Genomic DNA, 24,283 nt, shown 5'->3' on the forward strand with positions numbered 1-24,283 from the left:
ACTAGTATCGATTAATCTTCAGCGATTGATGCAGGTGGCCAGTTTTCTAGGCGCATGCCCAGAGACAGACCACGTGACGCAAGTACGTCTTTAATCTCAGTAAGAGATTTTTTACCAAGGTTAGGCGTTTTAAGTAGCTCAACCTCAGTACGTTGTACTAGATCACCGATGTAGTGAATCGCTTCTGCTTTCAGACAGTTAGCAGAGCGAACTGTTAGTTCAAGATCGTCTACAGGACGCAGTAGGATCGGATCGAATTCTGGCTTCTCTTCCTTCTCCTCAGGTACACGTACATCACGAAGATCTACGAACGCATCCAATTGTTCAGCTAGGATAGTAGCTGCACGACGGATTGCTTCCTCAGGTTCTAGAGTACCGTTTGTTTCCATATCGATAACTAGCTTGTCTAAATCAGTGCGCTGTTCTACACGAGCTGCTTCTACAGCGTAGGCAATTTTGTCTACAGGGCTGTAAGTAGCATCTACTAGTAGGCGACCGATTGGACGCTCGTCTTCTTCGTTATGGATACGCGCAGAAGCTGGAACATAACCACGACCACGTTCTACTTTAATACGCATTGCGATTTCAGCATTGTCATCCGTTAGGTGACAAATAACGTGTTCAGGGTTAGCGATCTCTACATCACCATCATGGGTGATGTCACCTGCAACCACAGGGCCCGAGCCTGATTTGTTCAAAGTAATGAACACTTCATCTTTGCCTTCGGCAACGCGTACAGCCAAACCTTTAAGGTTTAGAAGGATTTCAAGAATATCTTCTTGTACGCCTTCTTTAGTGCTGTACTCATGAAGTACGCCTTCGATTTCTACTTCTGTCACAGCACAACCTGGCATAGAAGATAGAAGGATACGGCGAAGTGCATTACCCAGAGTATGACCAAAGCCACGCTCTAATGGCTCAAGAGTTACTTTTGCGTGAGTCGAGCTGATTTGTTCGATGTCAACTAGACGTGGCTTAAGAAATTCTGTTACAGAACCCTGCATTGTGTCCTCTCTTTAGTTTAAACCTTACTTAGAGTAAAGCTCGACGATCAATTGTTCGTTGATGTCAGCTGATAGATCAGAACGCTCAGGCATACGCTTGAATGTACCTTCCATCTTGCCACCATCTACTTCAATCCAAGTTGGTTTTTCACGTTGTTCAGCAACTTCTAGAGCCGCTTTAATACGAGCTTGCTGTTTAGCTTTCTCGCGAATAGAAACAACGTCATTAGCCGCTACTTTGAAAGAAGGAACGTTTACAACTTTACCGTTAACTAGGATAGCTTTGTGGCTAACTAGCTGACGTGCTTCTGCGCGAGTTGCGCCAAAGCCCATGCGGTAAACTACGTTATCAAGACGACCTTCAAGAAGCTGAAGCAGGTTCTCACCTGTGTTGCCTTTAAGGCGTGCAGCTTCTTTGTAGTAGTTACGGAATTGTTTTTCTAGAACGCCGTACATACGACGAACTTTTTGCTTCTCACGAAGCTGAACGCCATACTCAGATAGACGACCGCGACGAGCGCCGTGTACACCTGGTGCGTTATCAATTTTACACTTGGTATCGATCGCGCGAACACCAGACTTAAGGAATAAGTCAGTGCCTTCACGACGGCTAAGCTTCAGCTTAGGACCCAAATATCTTGCCATGATCTTTCTCCAGTAATCTAAAAAACGTTATACACGACGTTTCTTAGGTGGACGACAACCGTTATGAGGGATTGGTGTAGCATCAACGATGTTTGTGATGCGGAAACCAGCAGCGTTCAGAGCGCGAACAGTAGATTCACGACCTGGACCAGGACCCTTAACCATAACTTCCAAGTTCTTTAGACCGTATTCTTTAGCCATTTCAGCACAACGCTCAGCAGCAACCTGTGCAGCGAACGGAGTAGACTTACGAGAACCGCGGAAACCAGAACCACCTGCAGTAGCCCAAGCTAGAGCGTTACCTTGACGGTCAGTAATGGTTACGATTGTGTTATTGAAAGAAGCATGGATGTGCGCAACGCCATCTGCAACTTGCTTGCGTACGCGCTTACGAGCGCGAGTTGGTTGTTTAGCCATTGTACTCTACCTTCCCGATTATTTCTTGATCGGCTTACGCGGACCCTTACGGGTGCGAGCGTTGGTTTTAGTACGCTGTCCACGTAGTGGTAGACTGCGACGATGACGAAGACCACGGTAACAGCCAAGGTCCATAAGACGCTTGATGTTCATAGATACTTCACGACGTAGATCACCTTCTACAGTGTACTTAGCTACACCATCACGCAGTTGATCGATCTGATCTTCAGTTAGTTCACTGATCTTAACATCTTCAGCAATACCCACTTCAGCTAGGATAGCTTGAGAGCGAGTTTTACCGATGCCGTAGATCGCTGTTAGAGCGATTACAGCGTGTTTCTGATCAGGAATGTTAATGCCTGCTATACGGGCCATTATTCACTCCTAAGTGGTTCTATAAAAGAATTAGCCGCAGCAAAGCCCGTTATGGATACGCTGCGGGATACTACTTCTTTTGCACGCAAAAGGTAGGCCGAGGAATATACTCGACCTAACCTTCGTTTTCAAGTAAAAATTTCTGCTAATTAGCCTTGGCGCTGTTTGTGCTTTGGCTCACTGCAAATCACGCGAACGACACCGTTACGCTTGATTACTTTACAGTTACGGCAGATTTTTTTAACGGAAGCACGAACTTTCATTGCTAAACTCCGTAATTGAAACTGAGTCTACCGTCGCTATTAACGACCGTAGCCTTTCAGATTCGCTTTCTTCAACACAGAATCATACTGTTGAGACATCAGATGAGTCTGTACCTGTGCCATAAAGTCCATGATAACAACAACTACGATAAGTAGTGATGTACCGCCGAAGTAGAAACGTACGTTCCACGCGACCATCATGAACTCGGGAATCAGACAGATAAAGGTAATGTACAGTGCGCCCGCTAGGGTTAAACGTGTCATTACTTTATCGATGTACTTCGCTGTCTGCTCACCTGGGCGGATACCGGGTACGAATGCACCGGACTTCTTCAAGTTATCCGCTGTTTCACGCGGGTTGAAAACCAACGCCGTGTAAAAGAAACAGAAGAAGATAATCGCTGCTGCATAAAGCATTACATACAGAGGTTGACCTGGGCTAAGAGCCAAAGACACGTCAGTTAACCAACCGAACGCGCTGCTCTCACCGTTCTGACCAAACCACTGAGCCAGTGTTCCTGGGAACAGGATAATGCTTGATGCGAAAATCGCTGGAATAACACCTGCCATATTAATTTTAAGTGGCAAATGCGAGCTCTGTGCAGCAAATACTTTACGACCTTGTTGACGCTTAGCGTAGTTAACGACGATTCGGCGTTGGCCACGTTCCATGAAAACAACGAAGTAAATTACTGCGAAAGCTAATACCGCGATTAACAGTAGAAGAAGTACATGCAATTCACCTTGACGCGCTTGCTCGATTGTTTGACCGATTGCAGAAGGCAATCCAGCAACAATACCTGCAAAAATCAGAATGGAAATACCATTACCGATTCCTCGCTCTGTAATTTGTTCACCTAACCACATTAGGAACATGGTACCGGTTACTAAACTTACGGTAGCAATTAGCGTAAACATGGTTTGGTTCATTACAACCAGATTGTCGACCATGTTTGGTAAGCCAGTTGCAATACCAATAGCTTGGAATGTTGCAAGTACAAGCGTGCCGTAGCGTGTATATTGGCTGATCTTACGACGGCCTGCTTCACCCTCTTTCTTGAGTTCCGCTAACGCTGGATGAACTACAGTTAGCAATTGGACAACAATAGATGCCGAAATATACGGCATGATGCCCAATGCTAATATAGATGCACGCTCAAGTGCACCACCGGAGAACATGTTAAACATTTCTACGATGGTACCTTTTTGCTGTTCGAACAAATCGGCAAGTACAGCAGCGTCAATACCAGGAATCGGCACAAATGAGCCGGCTCGGAATACTAAAAGTGCACCAATTACGAATAACAAGCGCGACTTTAGTTCACTTAAGCCGCTCTGAGCACTACGAAAATCTTGTCCTGGTTTCTTAGCCATCTGTACCTCGTTCCTCGAGATTATTCCTCGATTTTACCGCCTGCAGCTTCGATTGCAGCTTTAGCGCCTTTAGTCACGCGTAGACCTTTAACAGTCACAGCTTTGCTTAGGTCACCAGAAAGAACGATCTTAACGAATTCGATGTTCTTAGTGATAACGTTAGCAGCTTTTAGGCTGTTAAGATCAACTACGTCACCTGTTACTTTCGCTAGCTCAGCTAGACGAACTTCAGCAGACACTAGGCTCTTACGAGAAGTGAAACCGAATTTAGGTAGACGTTGTTTTAGAGGCATTTGACCGCCTTCAAAACCTGGACGAACAGAGCCGCCAGAACGTGACTTTTGACCTTTGTGACCACGGCCACCAGTTTTACCTAGGCCAGAACCGATACCACGACCTACACGCTTCGGAGAAGTTTTCGAGCCAGCAGCCGGTGATAGAGTATTCAAACGCATTTCTGATTACTCCTCAACTTTAACCATGTAGTAAACCTTGTTGATCATACCGCGCACGCACGGAGTATCTTCAAGTTCTACTGTGTGGTTGATTTTACGAAGGCCTAGACCGCGCAAAGTAGCTTTGTGCTTTGGCAGGCGACCAATTGAGCTTTTAGTTTGAGTTACTTTAATAGTTGCCATGGTGTTCTTACTCCGAAATAGCTTCAACAGTTAGACCACGTTTAGCAGCAACCATTTCTGGCGACTTCATGCTACCTAGTGCATCGATCGTTGCACGAACGATGTTGATAGGGTTCGTAGAACCGTATGCTTTAGATAGTACGTTGTGTACACCAGCAACTTCTAGTACTGCACGCATCGCACCACCTGCGATAACACCAGTACCTTCAGCAGCAGGCTGCATGTAAACTTTAGAGCCCGAATGGCGACCTTTCACTGGGTGGTGAAGAGTGCCTTCGTTTAGCGCGATAGTAGTCATGTTACGACGCGCTTTTTCCATTGCTTTTTGAATCGCTGCAGGTACTTCACGAGCTTTGCCGTAACCGAAACCTACACGACCGTTACCGTCACCAACTACTGTTAGTGCAGTGAAGCTCATGATTCGACCGCCTTTAACCGTTTTAGAAACACGGTTAACTGCGATTAATTTTTCTTGCAAATCATTCGCTTGAACTTGTTGTTCTTTAGCCATCTTCCAACCCTACCTTAGAATTTCAGACCAGCTTCGCGAGCAGATTCTGCTAGCGCCGCTACTCGACCGTGGTATTGGAAACCAGAACGATCAAATGCAACTGCAGTTACGCCTTTTTCAAGAGCGCGCTCAGCAACAGCTTTACCTACTGCTTTAGCTGCATCAACGTTACCAGTGTATTTCACTTGCTCACGGATCGCTTTTTCTACAGTAGAAGCTGCTGCGATAACCTCAGAGCCATTAGCCGCGATAACCTGTGCGTACACGTGACGAGGAGTACGGTGTACAACTAGGCGAGTCGCACCCAGTTCTGCAATCTTACGACGTGCGCGTGTAGCACGACGGATGCGAGATGCTTTCTTATCCATAGTGTTACCTTACTTCTTCTTAGCTTCTTTAGTACGCACATTTTCATCTGCGTAACGAACACCTTTACCTTTGTAAGGCTCAGGTTGACGGTAAGAACGAATGTCAGCCGCAACTTGACCAACTAGTTGCTTATCACAACCAGTAATGATGATTTCAGTTTGGCTTGGACATTCAGCTTTAATACCCGCTGGCAACTCGTGCTCAACTGGGTGAGAGAAGCCTAGTGTTAGACCTACAGCGTTGCCTTTAATAGCAGCACGGTAACCAACACCTTTAAGAGTTAGCTTCTTAGTAAAGCCTTCAGTAACACCAACAACCATGTTGTTAACTAGAGCGCGAGCTGTACCAGCTTGTGCCCATGCGTTAGCAAAACCTTCTTTAGGACCGAAAGTTAGGTTGTTTTCTTCCTGAGCAACAACAACTGCATTGTTAACAACGCGTGTTAGTTCGCCCTTCGCACCTTTTACAGTGATTTCTTGGCCGTTTAGTTTCACCTCTACGCCAGCTGGAATAGCGACAGGTGCCTTAGCAACACGAGACATATTCTACTCCTATTAAGCTACGTAGCAGATGATTTCACCACCAAGACCTGCTTTACGTGCAGCGCGGTCTGACATAAGACCCTTGGAAGTTGAAACGATAGCAATACCAAGACCACCCATTACAGAAGGAAGTTGATCTTTCTTCTTGTAAACACGTAGACCTGGACGAGAAACACGTTTAAGTTGCTCGATTACTGGTTTTGCTTGGAAGTACTTAAGTGTAACTTCTAGCTCAGGTTTTGCTTCGCCTTCAACAGCGAAGTCAACGATGTAACCTTCAGCTTTTAGTAGTGCAGCAATTGCAACTTTAAGCTTTGAAGAAGGCATTTTAACAGCAACTTTGTTTGCTGCCTGACCGTTACGAACGCGGGTCAGCATATCCGAAATCGGATCTTGCATGCTCATATGATTTACTCCAAATGATTAAGTGGCAATTACCAGCTAGCCTTACGAAGACCCGGAATCTCGCCTTTCATGCAAGCTTCACGAACCTTAATACGGCTTAGACCGAACTTACGTAGGTAACCGTGTGGACGACCAGTTTGGTTACAACGGTTGCGCTGACGTGATGCACTTGAATCACGTGGAAGAGATTGCAGTGTAAGAACCGCATTCCAACGATCTTCTTCAGATGCGTTTACATCGCTGATGATAGCTTTTAGCGCCGCACGCTTTTCAGCGAACTTAGCTACTAGCTTCGCACGTTTTGCTTCACGTGCTTTCATTGAATTTTTAGCCATAACAGTAACCCTTCACCTTACTTACGGAATGGGAAGTTAAAGGCAGCCAGCAGAGCACGGCCTTCCTCATCAGTACCAGCAGACGTCGTAATAGTGATGTCTAGACCGCGTACTCGATCAACTTTATCAAAGTCGATTTCCGGGAAGATGATTTGCTCGCGAACGCCCATGCTGTAGTTACCGCGACCGTCAAAAGACTTAGCGCTAACACCACGGAAGTCACGTACACGTGGAAGTGCGATAGAGATTAAACGCTCTAAAAATTCCCACATACGTTCGCCACGCAAGGTTACTTTACAACCGATAGGGTAGCCTTCACGGATTTTGAAACCTGCAACAGATTTACGAGCTTTAGTGATAAGTGGCTTTTGACCAGAGATCGTTGCCATATCAGCAGCTGCGTTTTCTAGCAGTTTCTTATCGTTGATTGCTTCACCAACACCCATGTTTAGGGTGATTTTCTCGATTCTAGGGACTTGCATGACGCTTGTGTAGCTAAACTGTTTGGTCAGTTCAGCGACTACAGACGACTTGTAGTAATCATGCAGTTTCGCCATAGTAGAACTCCAAATTACTTCTATTAGTTAGAAACGATTTCGTTGTTAGATTTAAAGAAACGAACTTTCTTACCATCTTCAAAACGGAAACCGATACGGTCAGCTTTACCAGTAGCTGCGTTAAAGATCGCCACGTTAGAAACATCGATAGCTGCTTCTTGCTCTACGATACCGCCTTGGATACCTAGTGCAGGAACAGGTTTCTGGTGTTTCTTAACAAGGTTGATACCTTCAACGATAACTTTACCAGTTGCTAGGACCTTAGTTACTTTACCTTTCTTGCCTTTGTCTTTACCAGCAAGAACGATTACTTCGTCATTACGACGGATTTTAGCTGCCATTTCTACGTGCTCCTTACAGAACTTCTGGAGCCAGTGAAACGATCTTCATGAACTTATCGCCACGAAGTTCGCGTGTCACAGGACCAAAGATACGTGTACCGATTGGTTGCTCAGTAGTGTTATTCAACAGTACGCAAGCATTTCGGTCGAAGCGAATGACAGAACCGTCAGGACGACGTACGCCTTTACGGGTGCGCACTACAACCGCCTTCATAACGTCACCTTTCTTTACTTTACCGCGAGGAATTGCTTCCTTAACAGTAACTTTGATGACGTCACCGATATGTGCATAACGGCGGTGTGAGCCACCCAGAACCTTAATACACATTACGCTGCGTGCGCCTGAGTTATCAGCTGCGTCCAGCATACTTTGCATTTGGATCATGTTAGTGCTCCGCTAAATATTAATAACTAGACCCATCACGGGTCGGGCTGCCTCTTAAAAGAGACGCGGATTGTACCACCCTTTTTTGTGATTGGGTAGTCAAAAAATAAACGGCCCCAAAAATTTTTTGGAGCCGCTTTCCTACCTATAGAATAGTGAAGATTACATCTTCGCCTTTTCTAGGACTTTTACCAATGTCCAAGACTTAGTCTTAGACAGTGGACGACACTCTGCGATTTCAACTTTGTCGCCTAGGCCACAAGTGTTGTTTTCGTCATGTGCGTGTACTTTAGTCGTACGCTTTACGTATTTACCGTAAATTGGGTGTTTCACCATGCGTTCGATAGCAACAACGATAGACTTGTCCATCTTGTCGCTAACTACACGACCTTGTTGAGTACGTTTTACTTCGCTCATTATGCGCCTGCCTTCTCAGTCAAAACAGTTTTCACACGTGCGATATCACGGCGTACAGCTTTCAGAGTATGAGTTTGCTGTAGCTGACCAGTTGCAGCTTGCATGCGCAAGTTGAACTGTTCGCGTAGCAAATTCAATAGCTCAGCGTTAAGCTCTTCAACGCTTTTCTCGCGTAGATCTTGTGCTTTCATCACATCACCTGCTTAGTTACAAATGTAGTTTTGAATGGCAGTTTACGAGCCGCTAGGCGGAACGCTTCACGCGCCAATTCTTCAGGTACACCACCCATTTCGTACATAACCTTACCAGGTTGGATTTGGGCTACCCAGTACTCAACGTTACCTTTACCCTTACCTTGACGAACTTCAAGTGGTTTTTCTGTGATTGGTTTGTCTGGGAACACACGGATCCAGATTTTACCTTGACGCTTAACGTGACGTGTCATTGCACGACGTGCCGCTTCGATTTGACGAGCAGTTAGACGACCACGGCCAACAGCTTTAAGACCGAATTCGCCGAAGCTTACATCAGTACCTTTAGCTAGACCACGGTTACGACCTGTCTGAACCTTACGGAACTTAGTACGTTTAGGTTGTAGCATCTGTCGACTCCTTACTTACGGCCTTTACGCTGCTTCTTAGGCTTATCGCCTTTAGGCTCTACAGCGTTAGCTGCTGGCATACCACCTAGAATCTCACCTTTGAAGATCCAAGTTTTAATGCCGATCACACCGTATTGAGTGTGAGCCGAAGAAGTTGCGTAATCAATGTCTGCACGTAGAGTGTGTAGAGGCACACGACCTTCACGGTACCACTCAGAACGTGCGATTTCAGCGCCGCCTAGACGACCGCTTACTTCCACTTTGATGCCTTTAGCACCTAGACGCATTGCGTTTTGTACCGCGCGCTTCATAGCACGACGGAACATAACACGACGCTCTAGTTGAGACGCGATGCTATCGCCAACAAGTTGTGCATCAAGTTCAGGTTTACGTACTTCAGCGATGTTAATTTGCGCTGGTACACCTGCAATTTTTGCTACAGCTGTGCGTAGTTTCTCAACGTCTTCACCTTTCTTACCGATTACAACGCCTGGACGAGCAGTGTGAATAGTCACACGGATGCTCTTAGCAGGACGCTCGATAACGATGCGTGAAAGAGATGCTTTTTGTAGTTCCTTAGTAAGGAACTGACGTACCTTGAAGTCGCCGTCTAGGTTGTCAGCGAAATCTTTGGTGTTAGCAAACCATGTAGCATTCCAAGGCTTAACGATGCCAAGACGAATACCATTAGGATGTACTTTTTGACCCATTGCTTACTCTCCTAGTCTCTAGCGATCTGCTACAACAACAGTGATGTGGCTTGAACGCTTCAAGATACGATCCGCACGACCTTTAGCACGAGGCATAATACGCTTCATGGTTGGGCCTTCATCTACAAAGATTTTTGCGACATTCAGATCGTCAATATCTGCACCTTCGTTGTGCTCCGCGTTAGCGATAGCAGACTCTAGAACTTTCTTAACTAGAACAGCAGCTTTTTTGTTGCTGAAAGTTAGGATTTCTAGAGCTTGGTCAACAGATTTACCACGAATTAGATCCGCAACTAAGCGAGCTTTCTGAGGCGAAATGCGAGCAAAGTTATGTTTAGCAATAGCTTCCATCATTTACTCCTTAACGCTTCTTAGCTTTCTTATCCGCAGCGTGACCGCGGTAAGTACGTGTTGGTGCGAATTCACCCAGTTTGTGACCGATCATTTCTTCAGTTACAAATACTGGTACGTGCTGACGACCATTATGGACAGCGATGGTCAAACCGATCATCGTAGGGATGATCATTGAACGACGGGACCAAGTCTTAATAGGCTTTTTGTCTCCGCTTTCCACCGCTTTCTCTACCTTCTTCAGCAAGTGTAGGTCAATAAAAGGACCTTTCTTGAGAGAACGTGGCATGGCGATTCCTCTTTATATAGATTACTTGTTACGACGACGTACGATGTACTTGTCAGTGCGTTTGTTCTTACGAGTCTTGAAGCCTTTAGTTGGCATACCCCAAGGAGATACTGGATGACGGCCACCAGAAGTACGACCTTCACCACCACCGTGTGGGTGATCAACCGGGTTCATTACTACACCACGTACGGTTGGACGTACGCCGCGCCAGCGTGAAGCACCAGCTTTACCAAGTTCACGTAGCATGTGCTCAGAGTTACCAACTTCACCGATTGTTGCACGGCCTTCAGAAAGAACTTTGCGCATTTCGCCAGAACGTAGACGGATAGTTACGTACGCACCGTCGCGAGCAACGATTTGAGCGTAAGCACCAGCCGAACGAGCTAGCTGACCACCTTTACCAGGTTTTAGTTCAACGTTGTGTACAGTTGAACCTACTGGGATGTTACGCATTGGAAGAGTGTTACCAGCTTTAATCGGTGCATCAACACCAGATTGGATAACATCACCCGCGTTAACACCTTTAGGTGCTAGGATGTAGCGACGCTCACCGTCTTTGTAAAGAACTAGAGCAATGTTTGCGCTACGGTTTGGATCGTATTCTAGACGCTCAACTTTCGCTGGGATGCCATCTTTAGTACGTTTGAAGTCAACTACACGGTAGTGGTGCTTGTGACCACCGCCGATGTGACGTACTGTGATACGACCGTTGTTGTTACGACCACCGTTCTTAGAGTTTTTCTCTAGAAGAGGTGCGTATGGCTTGCCCTTGTGTAGGTCAGCGTTAACAACTTTAACAACGTGACGACGACCAGGGGAAGTCGGCTTACATTTAACAATAGCCATTCTTAACTACTCCTGTTATTCCGCGCCGCCAACAAAGTCAAGATCTTGACCTTCTTTCAAAGTAACGTACGCTTTCTTAACGTCGCTGCGGCGACCTTGGCGTAGACCTTGACGTTTGGTCTTACCCTTAGTGATAAGAGTATTTACAGACTTAACTTCAACTTCAAAAAGCTTTTCTACAGCTGCTTTGATCTCTTTTTTAGTTGCATCTTTAGCTACTTTGAAAACGATAGTGTTCGCTTTCTCAGCTGCCATAGTTGCTTTTTCAGAGATGTGCGGAGCACGTAGAACTTTTAGGATACGCTCTTCAGTGATCATGCTAGCATCTCCTCAACTTGTTTAACTGCGTCAGCAGTCATTACAACTTTGTCGAACGCGATTAGTGAAACTGGATCGATACCAGCAACATCACGTGCGTCAACTTTGTATAGGTTACGAGCCGCTAGGAATAGATTCTCATCTACTTCGCTAGTCACGATTAGAGCGTCAGTTAGCTCAAGCTCTTTAAGCTTAGCAACTAGCTCTTTAGTCTTTGGCGCTTCAACTGAGAAGTTATCAACAACGATTAGACGCTCTTGACGAACTAGCTCAGAAAGAATGCTCTTCATAGCACCGCGGTACATTTTTTTGTTTACTTTTTGGCTGTGATCTTGTGGTTTCGCAGCAAAAGTAACACCACCTGTACGCCAGATTGGGCTACGGATTGTACCAGCACGCGCACGGCCAGTACCTTTTTGACGCCATGGCTTAGCGCCACCGCCAGAAACTTCTGAACGTGTTTTTTGAGCACGAGTACCTTGACGAGCACCTGCTGCAAACGCAACAACTACTTGGTGTACAAGAGCTTCGTTAAACTCACGTCCGAAAGTAGTTTCGGAAACAGTTAGTGCATCAGCACCTTTAACCATTAGTTCCATTACTTACTCCTGAGACGTTATGCTTTAACAGCTGGTTTAACGATCACGTTGCCACCTGTTGAGCCTGGTACTGCACCTTTAATAAGAAGCAGATTGCGCTCAGCGTCAACACGTACGATCTCTAGGTTTTGAGTCGTTACACGCTCAGCACCCATGTGACCTGCCATTTTCTTGCCTTTAAATACGCGACCTGGAGTTTGACATTGGCCAATTGAACCCGGTGCACGGTGAGACAATGAGTTACCGTGAGTCATATCTTGAGTACGGAAGTTCCAACGCTTAACAGCGCCTTGGAAGCCCTTACCTTTAGATGTACCAGTAACGTCTACTTTCTTAGTTTCGTTGAATAGTTCAACTGTTAGCTCAGCGCCAACTGCGAACTCTTCACCGTTTTCCAAACGGAATTCCCAAAGACCGCGACCAGCTTCAACGCCAGCTTTAGCAAAGTGACCTGCTTCAGCTTTGTTTACACGGTTAGCTTTCTTAGAACCAGCAGTTACCTGAATTGCTGCGTAGCCGTCTGTCTCAAGAGTTTTAACTTGAGAAACACGGTTTGCTTCAACTTCAACAACTGTTACTGGGATAGAAACGCCGTCTTCAGTAAATACGCGGGTCATGCCCACTTTACGACCGATTAGACCAATCATTCTTCTAATCTCCCTTAACCTAGGCTAATTTGAACGTCAACGCCCGCAGCAAGGTCTAGACGCATTAGAGCATCAACAGTTTTGTCTGTTGGCTCAACGATGTCGATTAGACGCTTGTGAGTACGAATTTCGTACTGGTCACGTGCTTTCTTGTTAACGTGTGGAGAGATAAGAACTGTGAAACGCTCTTTACGAGTTGGCAGTGGGATTGGACCACGAACCTGTGCGCCAGTGCGCTTAGCTGTTTCAACGATTTCCGCTGTAGAAGCGTCGATTAGTTTGTAATCGAATGCTTTTAGGCGGATACGGATACGTTGGTTCTGCATGAGACAGAGCTCCAATATTAAAAATTACACAAACAATATCGCCACTCAAACTCGTTAAGACGAGAGAATGCCGATTGATTTATGTGAAACCGTAGCGTCCAAGATTAGGACACATTGTCAGTTAATTTTCGATTAACTACCCCTACATACCAGAGTCACGTCTGGGGATAGTTTTTCCGAAGAAAAGATAGCTAATTGTATTAACCGCGAACATAAGCTGAGTCTACATTACCTCGTAAATCCGAAGATTTACTCGCTCCTCATTGCTCATTGGTTCACAACTGGCTTAACCAGTGCGACGCATTATACAGATCACACTTTAGGATGCAAGACCTGAGTGAAAAATAATCGAACAAAATTTAACCGCTCGATTTATCCTTCAGCTTTTGCTTTCGCCATAAACAAAAAGGACGCCGTAGCGTCCTTTTTTAAACAGGAATGATAATAGCGCTGGCTATTACTTCTTGCTTGATAGTGCACCGAAACGCTTGTTGAAGCGATCAACACGGCCGCCTGTATCAACGATACGTTGCTTACCAGTGTAGAATGGGTGACACTTGTCACATACGTCTAGGTGGATAGATTCCTTCGCTAGAGTAGATTTGAACTCAAAAGAGTTGCCGCAAGAACAAGTAGCAGTTACTGCTTTGTATTCTGGGTGGATACCAGCTTTCATGGGATAACCTCAATAGTAGGCCGTGTCGCTATACGAGTCTAAGCCGCACACCACACGTAATTAATAATGGAAATGAGTACCGCATCGGCCAATTGCCGAAGCCATATCTCAAGGCGCAGTATAGTAATGAATCACTTTGCTGGGATCAACACATTTGGCAACTTTTTCGCCACTTTTTTCACCAGTACGTATGTACTGAAGGCTTTCTGCCGCCTTATTTGAGGTTTACTCGAATTTCGCCGAGGGTTTTAATAGACTATACCCTCTTCTTCCCTCTTTTATATAGTTAAGATTCTATGCGCCCATCCATCGCTAGAGTGGCACTGCCGGTCCCACTCGACAAACAGTTCGATTACGTCATTCCTGGGCATCTCTTTCCGCTCATTGGGGGAAGAGTATCTGTTCCTTTTGGCCGCCAGACCCTTGTTGGTGTAGTCACAGCGATGGTGAACCATTCTGACTTTCCTAAAGAGCAACTTAAGCCAATCAAAGCCGTATTAGATGCTCAACCTCTATGGCCAGAGAATTTATATTCCTTGCTCACGTGGTGCAGTTACTTTTATCAATACCCTCTCGGCGATACCTTGCACAATGCAATGCCGGCAGCGCTACGTAAAGGGAAACCGGCGGACTTCGCAACGCTGCAAGAATGGCAGATCACCGAATCAGGTAAAGATAAATTAATGCAAGGCTTGGGAAGAGCTGTTAAACAGCAGCGCGCATTGCAGATGTTGGTTGATGGCGCAGTTCCGCATCAAGAGTTCATCGACCAAGAAATTCCCTCAACAGTGCTAAAGACTTTGGAAGAAAAAGGCTGGGTTGAGCGCATAGAGAAAAAGCCAACTATCACAAAATGGGGTAATCACGTTGAGCGCGATGTTGAAAAGCCCAAGGTTAATCATGAGCAGGCGCTTGCGATTGCCAGTGTGAATAGCCAAACCGGGTTTGCTTGCTATTTATTAGAAGGGGTAACGGGATCTGGTAAGACTGAAGTTTACCTCAACCTGATCAAACCTGTACTCGAGAAAGGCAAACAGGCACTCGTTCTCGTACCTGAGATTGGTCTAACACCACAAACCATTAACCGCTTTAAACACCGTTTTAATGTTCCTGTTGATGTGATTCATTCTGGATTGAATGATACCGAGCGGCTCAATGCGTGGCTTTCTGGAAGAGACAAAGCCGCCGGCATCATTATTGGAACCCGCTCGGCCCTGCTCACACCTTTTGCCGATCTCGGTATTATTATTGTCGATGAAGAGCACGATGCATCTTACAAGCAACAAGACAGTCTGCGTTACCACGCTCGTGATGTCGCCGTGATGCGCGCCCATAAAGAGCAAGTACCTATTGTGCTTGGTTCTGCAACCCCTGCTTTGGAAACGCTGCACAACGCACTTACGGGGAAATATCATCATCTGACCCTGACACAACGCGCTGGTTCAGCGGTTCCGACCACGAATAAAGTCCTCGATGTCAAAGGGCTGTATTTGGACAGCGGCTTATCGGCTCCTCTAATTGCTGAAATGCGCAAGCACCTAAAAGCAGGCAACCAAGTGATGTTGTTCTTGAACCGTCGTGGTTTCTCGCCTGCACTCATGTGTCATGAGTGTGGTTGGATTGCGGAATGTAAACGTTGCGATGCGTACTATACCTTCCATCAATACAGTAACGAGATTCGCTGCCATCATTGCGGCTCACAACAACCTGTAATTCATCAATGTCAGGGCTGTGGTTCGACCCAGCTTGTGACAGTTGGCGTGGGAACCGAACAACTTGAGTTGCAACTGGCCGAGCTTTTCCCTGAATACAAAGCCATTCGCATTGATAGAGACAGCACGCGCCGCAAAGGCAGTTTAGAAGACGCGCTTGAATCAATTCGTAAAGGCGAATACCAAATTCTGATTGGAACACAGATGTTGGCGAAAGGTCACCACTTCCCTAACGTCACCCTTGTTGCACTATTAGATGTCGATGGCTCTCTTTATAGTAGTGATTTCCGTGCTTCTGAAAGACTGGCTCAGCTATTTATTCAGGTTGCAGGCCGAGCAGGCCGAGCTAGCAAGCCTGGTGAAGTGATACTTCAAACTCACCACCCCGAGCACAGCTTGTTGCAAGCCCTTTTACATAAAGACTATCGACACTTTGCCATGACGGCATTGGAAGAACGCAAGTTAGCTCAACTACCACCATATAGCTTTTTAACGCTGTTTAAAGCCGAAGCGAACCAAAGTGAAATTGTCGAGGACTTCCTTCGTCAGGTGCGTTTTACTCTTGAATCACATCCGCTATTCGATGATTCCTGCATGGTGCTGGGGCCAACGCCTTCACCACTTGCTAAACGTGCAGGTAAGTATCGCTGGCAGTTACTTTTGCAAACTCAGCATCGCTCATTGATGCAAAAGTTATTAACCAGTGCCAAACCTGCTATTGAGTTGTTGCCAAATGCCAAGAAAGTTCGCTGGAATTTAGACATAGAGCCACAAGATCTCAGCTAGCAAACGTTTAACCATGTAATGAATTGCCTTTTAATGTGAGTAAAATCACAATAGGATTGCAATTTTTGTTAAACAGACCGTAACTTTACCTTTAGAAATGAATAGACTATTCAAATTAGTAAAGTCTAAAGTGGATCAGTCACATAGGCTTCAATTAGAACAATGACAAACGTCACCTTGGCGAATATTTTAAGAGGGTAAAAACTATGGCGACAATGAAGGATGTTGCCCAGCTTGCAGGGGTATCTACTGCGACAGTATCACGAGCATTAATGAATCCAGAAAAAGTCTCTTCTTCAACAAGAAAGAGAGTGGAAGATGCCGTACTAGAAGCTGGTTATTCACCAAATTCATTAGCTCGTAACTTACGAAGAAATGAATCAAAAACCATTGTCACTATCGTTCCGGATATTTGCGATCCGTACTTCTCAGAGATCATTCGCGGTATCGAAGATGCAGCGATGGAGCATGGCTATCTGGTTCTGCTTGGCGATAGCGGTCAACAAAAGAAACGCGAGAGCTCATTTGTAAACTTGGTCTTCACCAAACAAGCCGACGGTATGTTGCTGTTGGGTACAGACTTACCCTTTGACGTCAGCAAGCCTGAGCAAAAGAACCTACCACCTATGGTGATGGCCTGTGAATTTGCCCCTGAGCTGGAGTTACCAACTGTTCATATCGATAACCTGACTTCAGCGTTTGAAGCGGTGAACTACCTAACGCAACTTGGTCATAAACGCATCGCGCAAATCTCTGGCCCGGACACTGCGGTACTTTGCCAATTCCGTCAGCAAGGTTATCAACAAGCGTTGCGTCGCGCGGGCATCAATAAAGAACCACAATACAGTGTGATTGCAGATTTCTCCTTTGAAGGTGGAGTACAAGCCGTTCGTAAACTGCTTGAATTACCAGAGCCTCCAACGGCACTCTTCTGTCACTGTGACACCATGGCGATTGGAGCCATTCAAGAAGCAAAGCGTCTTGGTCTTCGTATTCCTCAAGATTTGTCTATTGTCGGCTTTGATGACATTCAGTTCGCGCAATACTGCGATCCACCACTGACCACCATTTCTCAACCTCGTTACGAGATTGGTCGCCAAGCTATGCTGATGATGCTAGAGCTACTTAAAGGCCATGATGTACATGCTGGATCTCGACTGCTCGATACTAAGCTTGTCGTTCGTGGTAGTGCTGCGCCTCCACCATTACGATAAGCAACGCAAGACTCCCCAAGCGACGCATTTAGCGTCGCTTTTTATTACCCACTTTCCTGCACGTAACTAACAAGATTACACGAATAGGGTGTTTTATCTTTTCAATCTGGATTAACATATTTGCCAGAATCCTTGATGACCTGAAGTAACCGTGGCAAATAGAGATTATGTAAGACGCGGACGCGGCGCTCCGAAAAAGTCTGCAAAAAAACAACCTTCAAGAAAAAAACCTTGGCGTAGTGGTCTACTGGCAATTTTGCTCGTGGGCGGTTTTGGCTATGGGCTGTATTTATTAAGCTCAGATCCTGAGCCGGAAAAAACGGTGGTTGTTGAAACACCAACAACAAATACCACCAGCAAGCCAAAGCCGAAGAAAGACATTCCACCGCCACCGAAAGAGAAGTGGGAATACGTCGATACGCTTCCGAAACGTGAAGTCGAAGTCATCGCCAAAGAAATTCAGGTATCCAAAGTTCCTTACGTGATGCAATGCGGTGCTTATAAGAACCAAAGCCAAGCAGAAGAGCGTAAGTTAGCGATCGCCTTCCAAGGTATGACAAGCCGAGTAACCAAAAAAGACGGTAGCTCTTGGTACCGTGTTGTACTTGGCCCATACAAGTTCAAACGTGAAGCAGAGAAAGATCGCCACAAATTGCAACGCGCGAAAATCGAGCCTTGTGCGATTTGGAAGGAGAATCTTTAATTCTTGCAGGCCTTAAAAATACGAAGACCAACCGAGCGATCGGTTGGTCTTTTCTTTAGAGAAGATGGCTTGAAATCGAGATTCCCCACCCGTTCAATCTTCACTCTAGGAAACGACGCGGATAATTCATCATCATTTATGCAACCCAACTCCTCTCATCCAACACCGCTGTTATCATCCTCGTTCAAAAACACAAAACATCCTGTATCTCATCGAAAAACAACTTCCCCTTGAATCCCCAATTCATTTGCCCCATATACTTAATTAAATCCAAAGAGAAATAATTAAGAGGTCGACTGTGACTACCATTGTATCTGTACGTCGAAACAATAAAGTCGTCATCGCGGGTGATGGCCAAGTGTCGCTAGGCAATACCGTAATGAAAGGCAATGCGCGTAAAGTTCGCCGCCTATACAACAACCAAGTACTTGCCGGTTTTGCTGGCGGTACCGCGGATGCCTTCACCCTATTCGAACGCTTCGAAAGCAAACTGCAAATGCACCAAGGCCACCTAACTAAGGCAGCAGTGGAACTTGCAAAAGACTGGCGTAGCGACCGTGCACTTCGCAAACTAGAAGCGCTGCTAGCTGTAGCGGATGAAACGGCTTCACTTATCATCACAGGTAACGGTGACGTAGTTCAGCCAGAGAACGACCTGATTGCCATTGGCTCTGGCGGCGCATACGCACAAGCAGCAGCAACCGCACTATTAGAAAACACAGACCTAGACGCACGCGAAATTGCAGAGAAAGCACTGAACATCGCTGGCGACATCTGTGTATTCACCAACCATAATCACACTGTAGAAGAACTAGAATCTACAGTAGAGCTTCCTAAGCCAACGGCTTAAGCGTAATCGTAACGAAGTAAGGAAAGAATATGTCTGAAATGACTCCTCGCGAAATCGTTCATGAACTGAACCGCCACATCATTGGTCAAGAGAAAGCAAAACGTTCGGTTGCGATTGCCCTACGTAACCGCTGGCGTCGCATGCAGCTTGAAGAAAGCTTGCGTGTAGAAGTGACACCCAAAAATATCCTAATGATTGGTCCTACTGGTGTAGGTAAAACAGAAATTGCTCGTCGTCTTGCCAAACTGGCTAATGCACCATTCATCAAAGTCGAAGCAACCAAATTCACCGAAGTGGGTTATGTTGGTAAAGAAGTCGAAACCATCATCCGCGATCTTACCGATGTTGCAGTGAAGATGACACACCAGCAAGCGATGGAAAAAGTAAAATTCCGCGCTGAAGAGCAAGCAGAAGAGCGCGTTCTAGATGCCCTACTGCCACCAGCTCGTGATGCTTGGGGTCAATCTGAGCAAAAAGAAGACACATCGAACACCCGCCAAATCTTCCGTAAGAAACTACGTGAAGGCCAGTTAGATGACAAAGAAATCGACATCGACGTAGCAGCACCGCAAATGGGTGTTGAGATCATGGCGCCTCCTGGTATGGAAGAAATGACCAACCAGCTACAAGGTATGTTCCAAAACCTTGCTGGCGACACGAAGAAGAAACGCAAACTGAAAATCAAAGACGCAATGAAAGCGTTGGCAGAAGAAGAAGCAGCGAAGCTGGTAAACCAAGAAGAGCTGAAAGAGTCTGCGATTTTCAACGTCGAGAACAACGGTATCGTCTTTATCGACGAAATCGACAAGATTTGTAAGCGCGGCGAAAGCTCTGGCCCTGACGTATCTCGTGAAGGTGTTCAGCGTGACCTACTACCGTTAATTGAAGGTAGCACGGTATCAACTAAGCACGGCATGGTGAAAACAGACCACATCCTATTTGTGGCATCTGGTGCATTCCAAGTAGCGAAGCCTTCTGACTTGATTCCAGAGCTGCAAGGTCGTCTGCCTATTCGTGTCGAGCTAGAAGCGCTAACCAGTAACGATTTCAAACGTATCCTTACCGAGCCAAAAGCATCTCTAACTGAACAGTACGTTGCGCTAATGAAAACAGAAAGCGTCGATGTAGAATTCACTGAAGACGGTATCACTCAAATCGCAGAAGCGGCATGGACCGTGAACGAAACTACTGAGAACATCGGTGCTCGTCGTCTACATACCGTGATGGAGCGTTTGATGGATGAGATTTCTTACGACGCGACAGAAAAAGCGGGTGAGAAGTTCGTCATTGATGCGGCTTACGTGAAAAACCGCCTAGGCGATACGATTGAAGATGAAGATCTAAGCCGCTTCATTCTGTAATAACGCGGTATAGAGATCAAAGCCCAGAACTATACTTCTGGGCTTTTTCGTTCAGAATGACGGTTACTTTAGCAAGCTCTAGACCAAGAGAGTCCGCAATCCTAGTAAGCTCTGGCAAGACTAAGGATCTATTAACAACAAGCTCCAACTCTTCCCCACTCACCTTAAACCACAGCACAACAGGACGATAGATTCTGAATCTCGCTCGTGCCTCACGGTTCAGAATGACGGTTACTTTAAGAAACTCTAAATCAAAAGAGTTCGTCATCGTAGCGAGCTCCAGCGAGACTAAGGATCTAATAGCAGCGCAAACTACACCATTCTTTTTTAAAAGAGCCCCGCTTTATTCCCTCAAATATGAAAACTGTGTTCCTTACTTGTAACCCTTTGACTCTTAATTGACTTGCTTTAGGTCAATAGCGTATCTGTCGCTTTGTGCTTATACTGGGCACATTGGTTACTAGCACGAAATATCCATGAAACAATCTCTAAAGATCTGGCTTGAAGCCGCGCGCCCTAAAACATTACCGCTTGCACTGGTATCAATTTTGACAGGTAGCGTACTCGCCTATTCAGCGGGACACTTTTCTCTGACCATTGCCATCATGGCTTTCGTCACGGCTACGTTACTGCAAATACTATCTAACCTTGCCAATGATTATGGCGATACAGTCCAAGGTACAGATAATGACAACCGCTTGGGCCCTCAGCGCGCGATGCAGTCTGGCGCCGTAACTGCCGCTCAGATGAAAATGGCGATCATCTTTAATATCGTTCTGACCGCGATTGCTGGCCTTACTTTGGTGTTTTACGCACTGAGTTCTTTTGAAAGCATCATTACTTTTATCGGCCTAGGCATTCTTGCCATTATCGCGGCGATTGCTTACACAATGGGTAGTAAGCCTTACGGCTACGTCGGCTTGGGCGACCTGTCTGTCTTCATCTTCTTTGGTTTACTTGGCGTATCCGGTACCTACTTCCTGCATACCGGTCATGTGGATGCGACATTGTTCTTACCAGCATTAGGCTGCGGTTTGTTAGCCGTAGCAGTGCTGAACATCAACAACATGCGTGACATTGAGAACGACAGCGAATGTGGTAAACGCACGATGGCAGTTCGACTTGGTCAACGTAAAGCAAAGCAATACCACTTCATCTTACTCGGTGGCGCCCTACTCGCCTTTGCGGCTTATTTACTTATTCAAGACAAGCCGGTTTGGATCAGTTTTCCCTTCCTGCTAAGCATCTACGTGGTAGCGAATCATGGCAAAGCGGTTTGGGATACCGATAAACCCGCACAAATTGCCCCGATGATGCCCGTTGTTGTGAAGTGCTCGCTGGTTACTAACGTTTTATTTGCAACAGTTGTGGTAGCTCAAACTCTGATGAGTTAAAAAGGGATTGTCATTGCATTGACTTAATGCCTAGATATACTCAAAGACAACAGTTTCTGTTTAGAAAGGTACGCTATGGAATACAATACCTCAGCACTCTGTGATATCTATCTTGATCAGGTAGATGTAGTTGAACCGATGTTCAGTAACTTTGGCGGCCGCGCGTCGTTTGCCGGGCAAGTGACGACGGTTAAGTGCTTTGAAGACAATGCACTGATCCGCGAAACGCTAGAACAAGACGGAATCGGGCGAGTATTGTTGATCGACGGTGGTGGGTCCCTACGCAGAGCCTTAATCGATGCAGAAATCGCAACCCTTGCAGAAGAAAATGAATGGGAAGGCATTGTCGTTTACGGTTGTGTCCGCGAAGTGGATGAACTAGAAGACATGAACCTTGGCATTCAAGCGCTCGCTTCTATTCCTGTTGGCGCTGCTAATCAAGGCGTTGGCGAAATCGATGTTCCAGTAAACTTTGGTGGTGTTAGCTTCCTACCGGAAGATTACATCTATGCAGATAGCACTGGCATTATTCTTTCTCCAGAACCGCTCAATATCGACCTCGAGTTGGATGACGATGAAGAGGAAGAAGATGAGGAAGAAGATGAGGAAAGGTTAAACTAACCTAACTCCATTTGCGGCTACTAGCCAAATACGCAAACACCCGCCGAAGCGGGTGTTTTTGATTCTGGATACTTAAGTGGATTATTCCACTTCGTCCATCTTGCCAAGTAGTGCACGAATGCGCTCTTGCCACTGAGCGTGCTCTTGTTGAGCTTGCTGAGATTTTTGCTCAAGCTCTTCACGTTGAGAACGCATTTCGTTAGCTTCAGCTTCTAATTTCACTTTGTCTTCTTTCAGCTCTTCAACTTCCATCTGAAGAAGAGTGATTGTGTCAACTGCAGTTTGAATTTTCGCTTCTAGTTTTTCTAGTACTTCAAAAGACATCTTGGCCTACCTATTGTTATTCCGTGGGACGATGGCGAGCGTTCGCTTGCACCTTACCTATGAGGTTCATTCTACTCAGCGTAGCGATGAGAAACACTTACTATATTCGATATTTTGCATCATTCGGTTAAAAAATCGGCGCAATCTCACTAAACGCTGACTTTTCTTATCCTAGAAGCATTTTTGAGCAATGCATTTTCCCATCACTACCCCATAAACTCACCCAAGTATTGATCAAATTCAACTTAGTTAAAGTAAAAGCTCAGCAAAAAGGCAAACGTTTAACTGACGATGTGATAAAATCGCCGCGCAAATTATTCTTCCCTCTTGTTACTTGGAGACATCATGAAACGCGATTTAGCAATGGCATTTTCCCGTGTTACTGAAGGTGCCGCTTTGGCTGGTTACAAATGGCTTGGCCGTGGCGACAAAAACGCAGCGGATGGTGCTGCTGTTGAAGTAATGCGCACCCTGCTGAACAAAACAGACATCAGTGGTGAAATCGTTATTGGTGAGGGTGAAATCGATGATGCACCAATGCTGTACATCGGTGAACAAGTGGGTATTGGTGGCGACGAAGTCGATATCGCTGTCGATCCGATCGAAGGTACTCGCATGACCGCAATGGGTCAGTCTAACGCACTGGCTGTTTTAGCTGCGGGCGAGAAAGGCAGCTTCCTAAAAGCGCCAGACATGTATATGGAAAAGCTGGTTGTTGGTCCTGGCGCTAAAGGTGTTATCGACCTAGGTAAGCCACTTAAAGAAAACCTAGAAAACGTAGCAAAAGCACTGAATAAACCTCTTGATACGCTAGTCGTTATTACTCTTGCGAAGCCTCGTCACGATGAAGTGATCGCAGAGATGCAAGCCATGGGCGTTCGCGTATTCGCAGTGCCAGATGGTGATGTAGCCGCATCTATCCTAACTTGTATGCCAGACAGTGAAGTCGACATGATGTACTGCATTGGTGGCGCACCAGAAGGCGTGGTATCGGCAGCGGTTATTCGCGCGCTAGACGGTGACATGCATGGTCGCCTTCTTCCTCGTCATGAAGTAAAAGGCGATACGGAAGAAAACCGCATCTACGGCTCAGCTGAGCTACAACGCTGTGAAGAGATGGGCGTAAAAGCGAATGTTGTATTGAAGATGGAAGACATGGCACGCAGCGACAACGTAGTCTTCTCAGCAACGGGGATTACGAAAGGCGACCTACTAGAAGGTATCTCTCGTCAAGGTAATATCGCTACGACAGAAACCCTACTGATTCGTGGTCGTTGCCGTACGATCCGCCGCATCAAGTCTACGCACTACCTAGAGCGTAAAGATCCAGAAGTGCGCGAGATTATTCTTTAATCTCGACGTAGATTGATTCCCAAG

At 46.0% G+C, this 24,283-nt stretch carries 37 protein-coding genes; 8 read left to right on the plus strand and 29 right to left on the minus strand.

Annotation, left to right across the window (positions count from 1 at the left end; genetic code table 11):
- Positions 1-11: 11 nt before the first annotated feature.
- The 28 genes from C1S74_RS09410 to rpmE all read right to left on the minus strand — a co-directional run bounded on the left by C1S74_RS09410 (position 12) and on the right by rpmE (position 13,941).
- A complete protein-coding gene (locus C1S74_RS09410; protein WP_005383143.1) occupies positions 12-1,004 on the minus strand; it encodes a DNA-directed RNA polymerase subunit alpha in 993 nt (330 codons plus the stop codon).
- Positions 1,005-1,028: 24 nt separating this feature from the next.
- Positions 1,029-1,649 (minus strand): 30S ribosomal protein S4, encoded by a 621-nt coding sequence (gene rpsD, locus C1S74_RS09415; protein WP_005383146.1) that lies wholly within the window; start codon positions 1,647-1,649, stop codon positions 1,029-1,031.
- 27 nt (positions 1,650-1,676) lie between these two features.
- The gene (gene rpsK / locus C1S74_RS09420; protein ID WP_001118870.1) at positions 1,677-2,066 is read right to left on the minus strand and encodes a 30S ribosomal protein S11; all 390 of its coding nucleotides are present in this window, start codon (positions 2,064-2,066) and stop codon (positions 1,677-1,679) included.
- 18 nt (positions 2,067-2,084) lie between these two features.
- Positions 2,085-2,441 (minus strand): 30S ribosomal protein S13, encoded by a 357-nt coding sequence (gene rpsM / locus C1S74_RS09425; RefSeq protein ID WP_038864904.1) that lies wholly within the window; start codon positions 2,439-2,441, stop codon positions 2,085-2,087.
- 149 nt (positions 2,442-2,590) lie between these two features.
- Positions 2,591-2,704: a 50S ribosomal protein L36 gene (gene rpmJ, locus C1S74_RS09430; protein WP_000868186.1), complete on the minus strand. Its 114-nt coding sequence runs from the start codon at positions 2,702-2,704 to the stop codon at positions 2,591-2,593.
- Between the two features lie 39 nt (positions 2,705-2,743).
- Positions 2,744-4,078 carry a preprotein translocase subunit SecY gene (gene secY, locus C1S74_RS09435; protein ID WP_005435093.1) on the minus strand — a complete coding sequence of 445 codons (1,335 nt, stop codon included), beginning with the start codon at positions 4,076-4,078 and terminating at the stop codon, positions 2,744-2,746.
- Between the two features lie 20 nt (positions 4,079-4,098).
- Entirely contained in the window at positions 4,099-4,533 is a 435-nt protein-coding gene (gene rplO / locus C1S74_RS09440; RefSeq protein WP_038864902.1) for a 50S ribosomal protein L15, read from the minus strand.
- A 6-nt stretch (positions 4,534-4,539) separates the two neighbouring features.
- Positions 4,540-4,716, minus strand: a complete 177-nt coding sequence (rpmD, locus tag C1S74_RS09445; protein ID WP_000201159.1) for a 50S ribosomal protein L30 — start codon at positions 4,714-4,716, stop codon at positions 4,540-4,542.
- A gap of 7 nt (positions 4,717-4,723) precedes the next feature.
- The gene (gene rpsE / locus C1S74_RS09450) at positions 4,724-5,227 is read right to left on the minus strand and encodes a 30S ribosomal protein S5 (protein WP_005435090.1); all 504 of its coding nucleotides are present in this window, start codon (positions 5,225-5,227) and stop codon (positions 4,724-4,726) included.
- A gap of 14 nt (positions 5,228-5,241) precedes the next feature.
- Complete coding sequence (gene rplR / locus C1S74_RS09455; protein WP_005435088.1) at positions 5,242-5,595, minus strand: 50S ribosomal protein L18; 354 nt, start codon at positions 5,593-5,595, stop codon at positions 5,242-5,244.
- 9 nt (positions 5,596-5,604) lie between these two features.
- Positions 5,605-6,138: a 50S ribosomal protein L6 gene (gene rplF, locus C1S74_RS09460; protein WP_038864901.1), complete on the minus strand. Its 534-nt coding sequence runs from the start codon at positions 6,136-6,138 to the stop codon at positions 5,605-5,607.
- A gap of 12 nt (positions 6,139-6,150) precedes the next feature.
- Complete coding sequence (gene rpsH, locus C1S74_RS09465) at positions 6,151-6,543, minus strand: 30S ribosomal protein S8 (protein ID WP_005450567.1); 393 nt, start codon at positions 6,541-6,543, stop codon at positions 6,151-6,153.
- Between the two features lie 29 nt (positions 6,544-6,572).
- Positions 6,573-6,878 (minus strand): 30S ribosomal protein S14, encoded by a 306-nt coding sequence (gene rpsN / locus C1S74_RS09470; protein WP_004410442.1) that lies wholly within the window; start codon positions 6,876-6,878, stop codon positions 6,573-6,575.
- A gap of 17 nt (positions 6,879-6,895) precedes the next feature.
- Positions 6,896-7,435: a 50S ribosomal protein L5 gene (rplE, locus tag C1S74_RS09475; protein WP_005528536.1), complete on the minus strand. Its 540-nt coding sequence runs from the start codon at positions 7,433-7,435 to the stop codon at positions 6,896-6,898.
- Positions 7,436-7,458: 23 nt separating this feature from the next.
- Complete coding sequence (rplX, locus tag C1S74_RS09480; RefSeq protein ID WP_005435084.1) at positions 7,459-7,776, minus strand: 50S ribosomal protein L24; 318 nt, start codon at positions 7,774-7,776, stop codon at positions 7,459-7,461.
- Between the two features lie 13 nt (positions 7,777-7,789).
- Positions 7,790-8,161: a 50S ribosomal protein L14 gene (rplN, locus tag C1S74_RS09485; protein ID WP_005489425.1), complete on the minus strand. Its 372-nt coding sequence runs from the start codon at positions 8,159-8,161 to the stop codon at positions 7,790-7,792.
- A gap of 162 nt (positions 8,162-8,323) precedes the next feature.
- On the minus strand, positions 8,324-8,578 hold the full coding sequence (gene rpsQ, locus C1S74_RS09490; RefSeq protein WP_038864900.1) for a 30S ribosomal protein S17: 255 nt from the start codon (positions 8,576-8,578) through the stop codon (positions 8,324-8,326).
- Positions 8,578-8,769, minus strand: coding sequence for a 50S ribosomal protein L29 (gene rpmC / locus C1S74_RS09495; RefSeq protein WP_004410456.1), 192 nt, complete (start codon positions 8,767-8,769; stop codon positions 8,578-8,580). Before rpmC ends, rpsQ begins: the two co-directional genes overlap by 1 nt.
- Positions 8,769-9,179: a 50S ribosomal protein L16 gene (gene rplP, locus C1S74_RS09500; RefSeq protein WP_005379577.1), complete on the minus strand. Its 411-nt coding sequence runs from the start codon at positions 9,177-9,179 to the stop codon at positions 8,769-8,771. Before rplP ends, rpmC begins: the two co-directional genes overlap by 1 nt.
- Positions 9,180-9,190: 11 nt before the next feature.
- Complete coding sequence (gene rpsC, locus C1S74_RS09505) at positions 9,191-9,889, minus strand: 30S ribosomal protein S3 (RefSeq protein ID WP_038864899.1); 699 nt, start codon at positions 9,887-9,889, stop codon at positions 9,191-9,193.
- Positions 9,890-9,907: 18 nt separating this feature from the next.
- Positions 9,908-10,240 (minus strand): 50S ribosomal protein L22, encoded by a 333-nt coding sequence (gene rplV, locus C1S74_RS09510; RefSeq protein ID WP_005528535.1) that lies wholly within the window; start codon positions 10,238-10,240, stop codon positions 9,908-9,910.
- Between the two features lie 10 nt (positions 10,241-10,250).
- A complete protein-coding gene (gene rpsS / locus C1S74_RS09515) occupies positions 10,251-10,529 on the minus strand; it encodes a 30S ribosomal protein S19 (RefSeq protein WP_005435078.1) in 279 nt (92 codons plus the stop codon).
- A gap of 21 nt (positions 10,530-10,550) precedes the next feature.
- Positions 10,551-11,375, minus strand: a complete 825-nt coding sequence (gene rplB / locus C1S74_RS09520; protein ID WP_005435076.1) for a 50S ribosomal protein L2 — start codon at positions 11,373-11,375, stop codon at positions 10,551-10,553.
- Positions 11,376-11,390: 15 nt separating this feature from the next.
- Positions 11,391-11,693, minus strand: coding sequence for a 50S ribosomal protein L23 (gene rplW, locus C1S74_RS09525; protein ID WP_004398471.1), 303 nt, complete (start codon positions 11,691-11,693; stop codon positions 11,391-11,393).
- On the minus strand, positions 11,690-12,292 hold the full coding sequence (gene rplD / locus C1S74_RS09530; RefSeq protein ID WP_006878388.1) for a 50S ribosomal protein L4: 603 nt from the start codon (positions 12,290-12,292) through the stop codon (positions 11,690-11,692). The genes rplW and rplD overlap by 4 nt, the downstream gene beginning before the upstream one ends.
- 17 nt (positions 12,293-12,309) lie before the next feature.
- Positions 12,310-12,939 carry a 50S ribosomal protein L3 gene (rplC, locus tag C1S74_RS09535; RefSeq protein WP_005435072.1) on the minus strand — a complete coding sequence of 210 codons (630 nt, stop codon included), beginning with the start codon at positions 12,937-12,939 and terminating at the stop codon, positions 12,310-12,312.
- Between the two features lie 14 nt (positions 12,940-12,953).
- A complete protein-coding gene (rpsJ, locus tag C1S74_RS09540; RefSeq protein ID WP_004410492.1) occupies positions 12,954-13,265 on the minus strand; it encodes a 30S ribosomal protein S10 in 312 nt (103 codons plus the stop codon).
- Between the two features lie 457 nt (positions 13,266-13,722).
- Entirely contained in the window at positions 13,723-13,941 is a 219-nt protein-coding gene (gene rpmE / locus C1S74_RS09545; protein ID WP_010445294.1) for a 50S ribosomal protein L31, read from the minus strand.
- 296 nt (positions 13,942-14,237) lie between these two features.
- On the opposite strand from rpmE, the gene priA reads away from it, so the two are divergent.
- The 7 genes from priA (at position 14,238) to rraA (ending at position 22,582) form a co-directional block, all read left to right on the plus strand.
- Positions 14,238-16,439: a primosomal protein N' gene (gene priA, locus C1S74_RS09550; RefSeq protein ID WP_045399289.1), complete on the plus strand. Its 2,202-nt coding sequence runs from the start codon at positions 14,238-14,240 to the stop codon at positions 16,437-16,439.
- Positions 16,440-16,645: 206 nt separating this feature from the next.
- Positions 16,646-17,653, plus strand: a complete 1,008-nt coding sequence (cytR, locus tag C1S74_RS09555; protein ID WP_038864897.1) for a DNA-binding transcriptional regulator CytR — start codon at positions 16,646-16,648, stop codon at positions 17,651-17,653.
- A gap of 151 nt (positions 17,654-17,804) precedes the next feature.
- Complete coding sequence (locus C1S74_RS09560) at positions 17,805-18,356, plus strand: SPOR domain-containing protein (RefSeq protein WP_045399292.1); 552 nt, start codon at positions 17,805-17,807, stop codon at positions 18,354-18,356.
- Positions 18,357-18,654: 298 nt separating this feature from the next.
- Positions 18,655-19,206: an ATP-dependent protease subunit HslV gene (hslV, locus tag C1S74_RS09565; RefSeq protein WP_038864894.1), complete on the plus strand. Its 552-nt coding sequence runs from the start codon at positions 18,655-18,657 to the stop codon at positions 19,204-19,206.
- Between the two features lie 29 nt (positions 19,207-19,235).
- Positions 19,236-20,567 carry an HslU--HslV peptidase ATPase subunit gene (gene hslU, locus C1S74_RS09570; RefSeq protein ID WP_038864892.1) on the plus strand — a complete coding sequence of 444 codons (1,332 nt, stop codon included), beginning with the start codon at positions 19,236-19,238 and terminating at the stop codon, positions 20,565-20,567.
- A gap of 476 nt (positions 20,568-21,043) precedes the next feature.
- Positions 21,044-21,961: a 1,4-dihydroxy-2-naphthoate polyprenyltransferase gene (locus C1S74_RS09580; RefSeq protein WP_045399298.1), complete on the plus strand. Its 918-nt coding sequence runs from the start codon at positions 21,044-21,046 to the stop codon at positions 21,959-21,961.
- Positions 21,962-22,036: 75 nt separating this feature from the next.
- Positions 22,037-22,582 carry a ribonuclease E activity regulator RraA gene (rraA, locus tag C1S74_RS09585; protein WP_045399299.1) on the plus strand — a complete coding sequence of 182 codons (546 nt, stop codon included), beginning with the start codon at positions 22,037-22,039 and terminating at the stop codon, positions 22,580-22,582.
- Positions 22,583-22,663: 81 nt separating this feature from the next.
- Here rraA and zapB read toward each other — a convergent pair whose 3' ends face one another.
- Positions 22,664-22,906 carry a cell division protein ZapB gene (zapB, locus tag C1S74_RS09590; RefSeq protein WP_038864886.1) on the minus strand — a complete coding sequence of 81 codons (243 nt, stop codon included), beginning with the start codon at positions 22,904-22,906 and terminating at the stop codon, positions 22,664-22,666.
- Positions 22,907-23,251: 345 nt separating this feature from the next.
- On the opposite strand from zapB, the gene glpX reads away from it, so the two are divergent.
- The gene (gene glpX, locus C1S74_RS09600) at positions 23,252-24,259 is read left to right on the plus strand and encodes a class II fructose-bisphosphatase (protein ID WP_045399302.1); all 1,008 of its coding nucleotides are present in this window, start codon (positions 23,252-23,254) and stop codon (positions 24,257-24,259) included.
- Positions 24,260-24,283 lie beyond the last annotated feature (24 nt).

The sequence above is a fragment of the Vibrio hyugaensis genome (assembly GCF_002906655.1).
Lineage (GTDB): Bacteria > Pseudomonadota > Gammaproteobacteria > Enterobacterales > Vibrionaceae > Vibrio > Vibrio hyugaensis.

Coding starts and splice junctions, on each gene's coding strand:
- C1S74_RS09410 (WP_005383143.1), bottom strand. CDS start 1,004: ATGCAGGGTTCTGTAACAGAATTTCTTAAGCCACGTCTAGTTGACATC.
- rpsD (WP_005383146.1), bottom strand. CDS start 1,649: ATGGCAAGATATTTGGGTCCTAAGCTGAAGCTTAGCCGTCGTGAAGGC.
- rpsK (WP_001118870.1), bottom strand. CDS start 2,066: ATGGCTAAACAACCAACTCGCGCTCGTAAGCGCGTACGCAAGCAAGTT.
- rpsM (WP_038864904.1), bottom strand. CDS start 2,441: ATGGCCCGTATAGCAGGCATTAACATTCCTGATCAGAAACACGCTGTA.
- rpmJ (WP_000868186.1), bottom strand. CDS start 2,704: ATGAAAGTTCGTGCTTCCGTTAAAAAAATCTGCCGTAACTGTAAAGTA.
- secY (WP_005435093.1), bottom strand. CDS start 4,078: ATGGCTAAGAAACCAGGACAAGATTTTCGTAGTGCTCAGAGCGGCTTA.
- rplO (WP_038864902.1), bottom strand. CDS start 4,533: ATGCGTTTGAATACTCTATCACCGGCTGCTGGCTCGAAAACTTCTCCG.
- rpmD (WP_000201159.1), bottom strand. CDS start 4,716: ATGGCAACTATTAAAGTAACTCAAACTAAAAGCTCAATTGGTCGCCTG.
- rpsE (WP_005435090.1), bottom strand. CDS start 5,227: ATGGCTAAAGAACAACAAGTTCAAGCGAATGATTTGCAAGAAAAATTA.
- rplR (WP_005435088.1), bottom strand. CDS start 5,595: ATGGATAAGAAAGCATCTCGCATCCGTCGTGCTACACGCGCACGTCGT.
- rplF (WP_038864901.1), bottom strand. CDS start 6,138: ATGTCTCGTGTTGCTAAGGCACCTGTCGCTATTCCAGCTGGCGTAGAG.
- rpsH (WP_005450567.1), bottom strand. CDS start 6,543: ATGAGCATGCAAGATCCGATTTCGGATATGCTGACCCGCGTTCGTAAC.
- rpsN (WP_004410442.1), bottom strand. CDS start 6,878: ATGGCTAAAAATTCAATGAAAGCACGTGAAGCAAAACGTGCGAAGCTA.
- rplE (WP_005528536.1), bottom strand. CDS start 7,435: ATGGCGAAACTGCATGATTACTACAAGTCGTCTGTAGTCGCTGAACTG.
- rplX (WP_005435084.1), bottom strand. CDS start 7,776: ATGGCAGCTAAAATCCGTCGTAATGACGAAGTAATCGTTCTTGCTGGT.
- rplN (WP_005489425.1), bottom strand. CDS start 8,161: ATGATCCAAATGCAAAGTATGCTGGACGCAGCTGATAACTCAGGCGCA.
- rpsQ (WP_038864900.1), bottom strand. CDS start 8,578: ATGAGCGAAGTAAAACGTACTCAACAAGGTCGTGTAGTTAGCGACAAG.
- rpmC (WP_004410456.1), bottom strand. CDS start 8,769: ATGAAAGCACAAGATCTACGCGAGAAAAGCGTTGAAGAGCTTAACGCT.
- rplP (WP_005379577.1), bottom strand. CDS start 9,179: ATGCTACAACCTAAACGTACTAAGTTCCGTAAGGTTCAGACAGGTCGT.
- rpsC (WP_038864899.1), bottom strand. CDS start 9,889: ATGGGTCAAAAAGTACATCCTAATGGTATTCGTCTTGGCATCGTTAAG.
- rplV (WP_005528535.1), bottom strand. CDS start 10,240: ATGGAAGCTATTGCTAAACATAACTTTGCTCGCATTTCGCCTCAGAAA.
- rpsS (WP_005435078.1), bottom strand. CDS start 10,529: ATGCCACGTTCTCTCAAGAAAGGTCCTTTTATTGACCTACACTTGCTG.
- rplB (WP_005435076.1), bottom strand. CDS start 11,375: ATGGCTATTGTTAAATGTAAGCCGACTTCCCCTGGTCGTCGTCACGTT.
- rplW (WP_004398471.1), bottom strand. CDS start 11,693: ATGATCACTGAAGAGCGTATCCTAAAAGTTCTACGTGCTCCGCACATC.
- rplD (WP_006878388.1), bottom strand. CDS start 12,292: ATGGAACTAATGGTTAAAGGTGCTGATGCACTAACTGTTTCCGAAACT.
- rplC (WP_005435072.1), bottom strand. CDS start 12,939: ATGATTGGTCTAATCGGTCGTAAAGTGGGCATGACCCGCGTATTTACT.
- rpsJ (WP_004410492.1), bottom strand. CDS start 13,265: ATGCAGAACCAACGTATCCGTATCCGCCTAAAAGCATTCGATTACAAA.
- rpmE (WP_010445294.1), bottom strand. CDS start 13,941: ATGAAAGCTGGTATCCACCCAGAATACAAAGCAGTAACTGCTACTTGT.
- priA (WP_045399289.1), top strand. CDS start 14,238: ATGCGCCCATCCATCGCTAGAGTGGCACTGCCGGTCCCACTCGACAAA.
- cytR (WP_038864897.1), top strand. CDS start 16,646: ATGGCGACAATGAAGGATGTTGCCCAGCTTGCAGGGGTATCTACTGCG.
- hslU (WP_038864892.1), top strand. CDS start 19,236: ATGTCTGAAATGACTCCTCGCGAAATCGTTCATGAACTGAACCGCCAC.
- C1S74_RS09580 (WP_045399298.1), top strand. CDS start 21,044: ATGAAACAATCTCTAAAGATCTGGCTTGAAGCCGCGCGCCCTAAAACA.
- rraA (WP_045399299.1), top strand. CDS start 22,037: ATGGAATACAATACCTCAGCACTCTGTGATATCTATCTTGATCAGGTA.
- zapB (WP_038864886.1), bottom strand. CDS start 22,906: ATGTCTTTTGAAGTACTAGAAAAACTAGAAGCGAAAATTCAAACTGCA.
- glpX (WP_045399302.1), top strand. CDS start 23,252: ATGAAACGCGATTTAGCAATGGCATTTTCCCGTGTTACTGAAGGTGCC.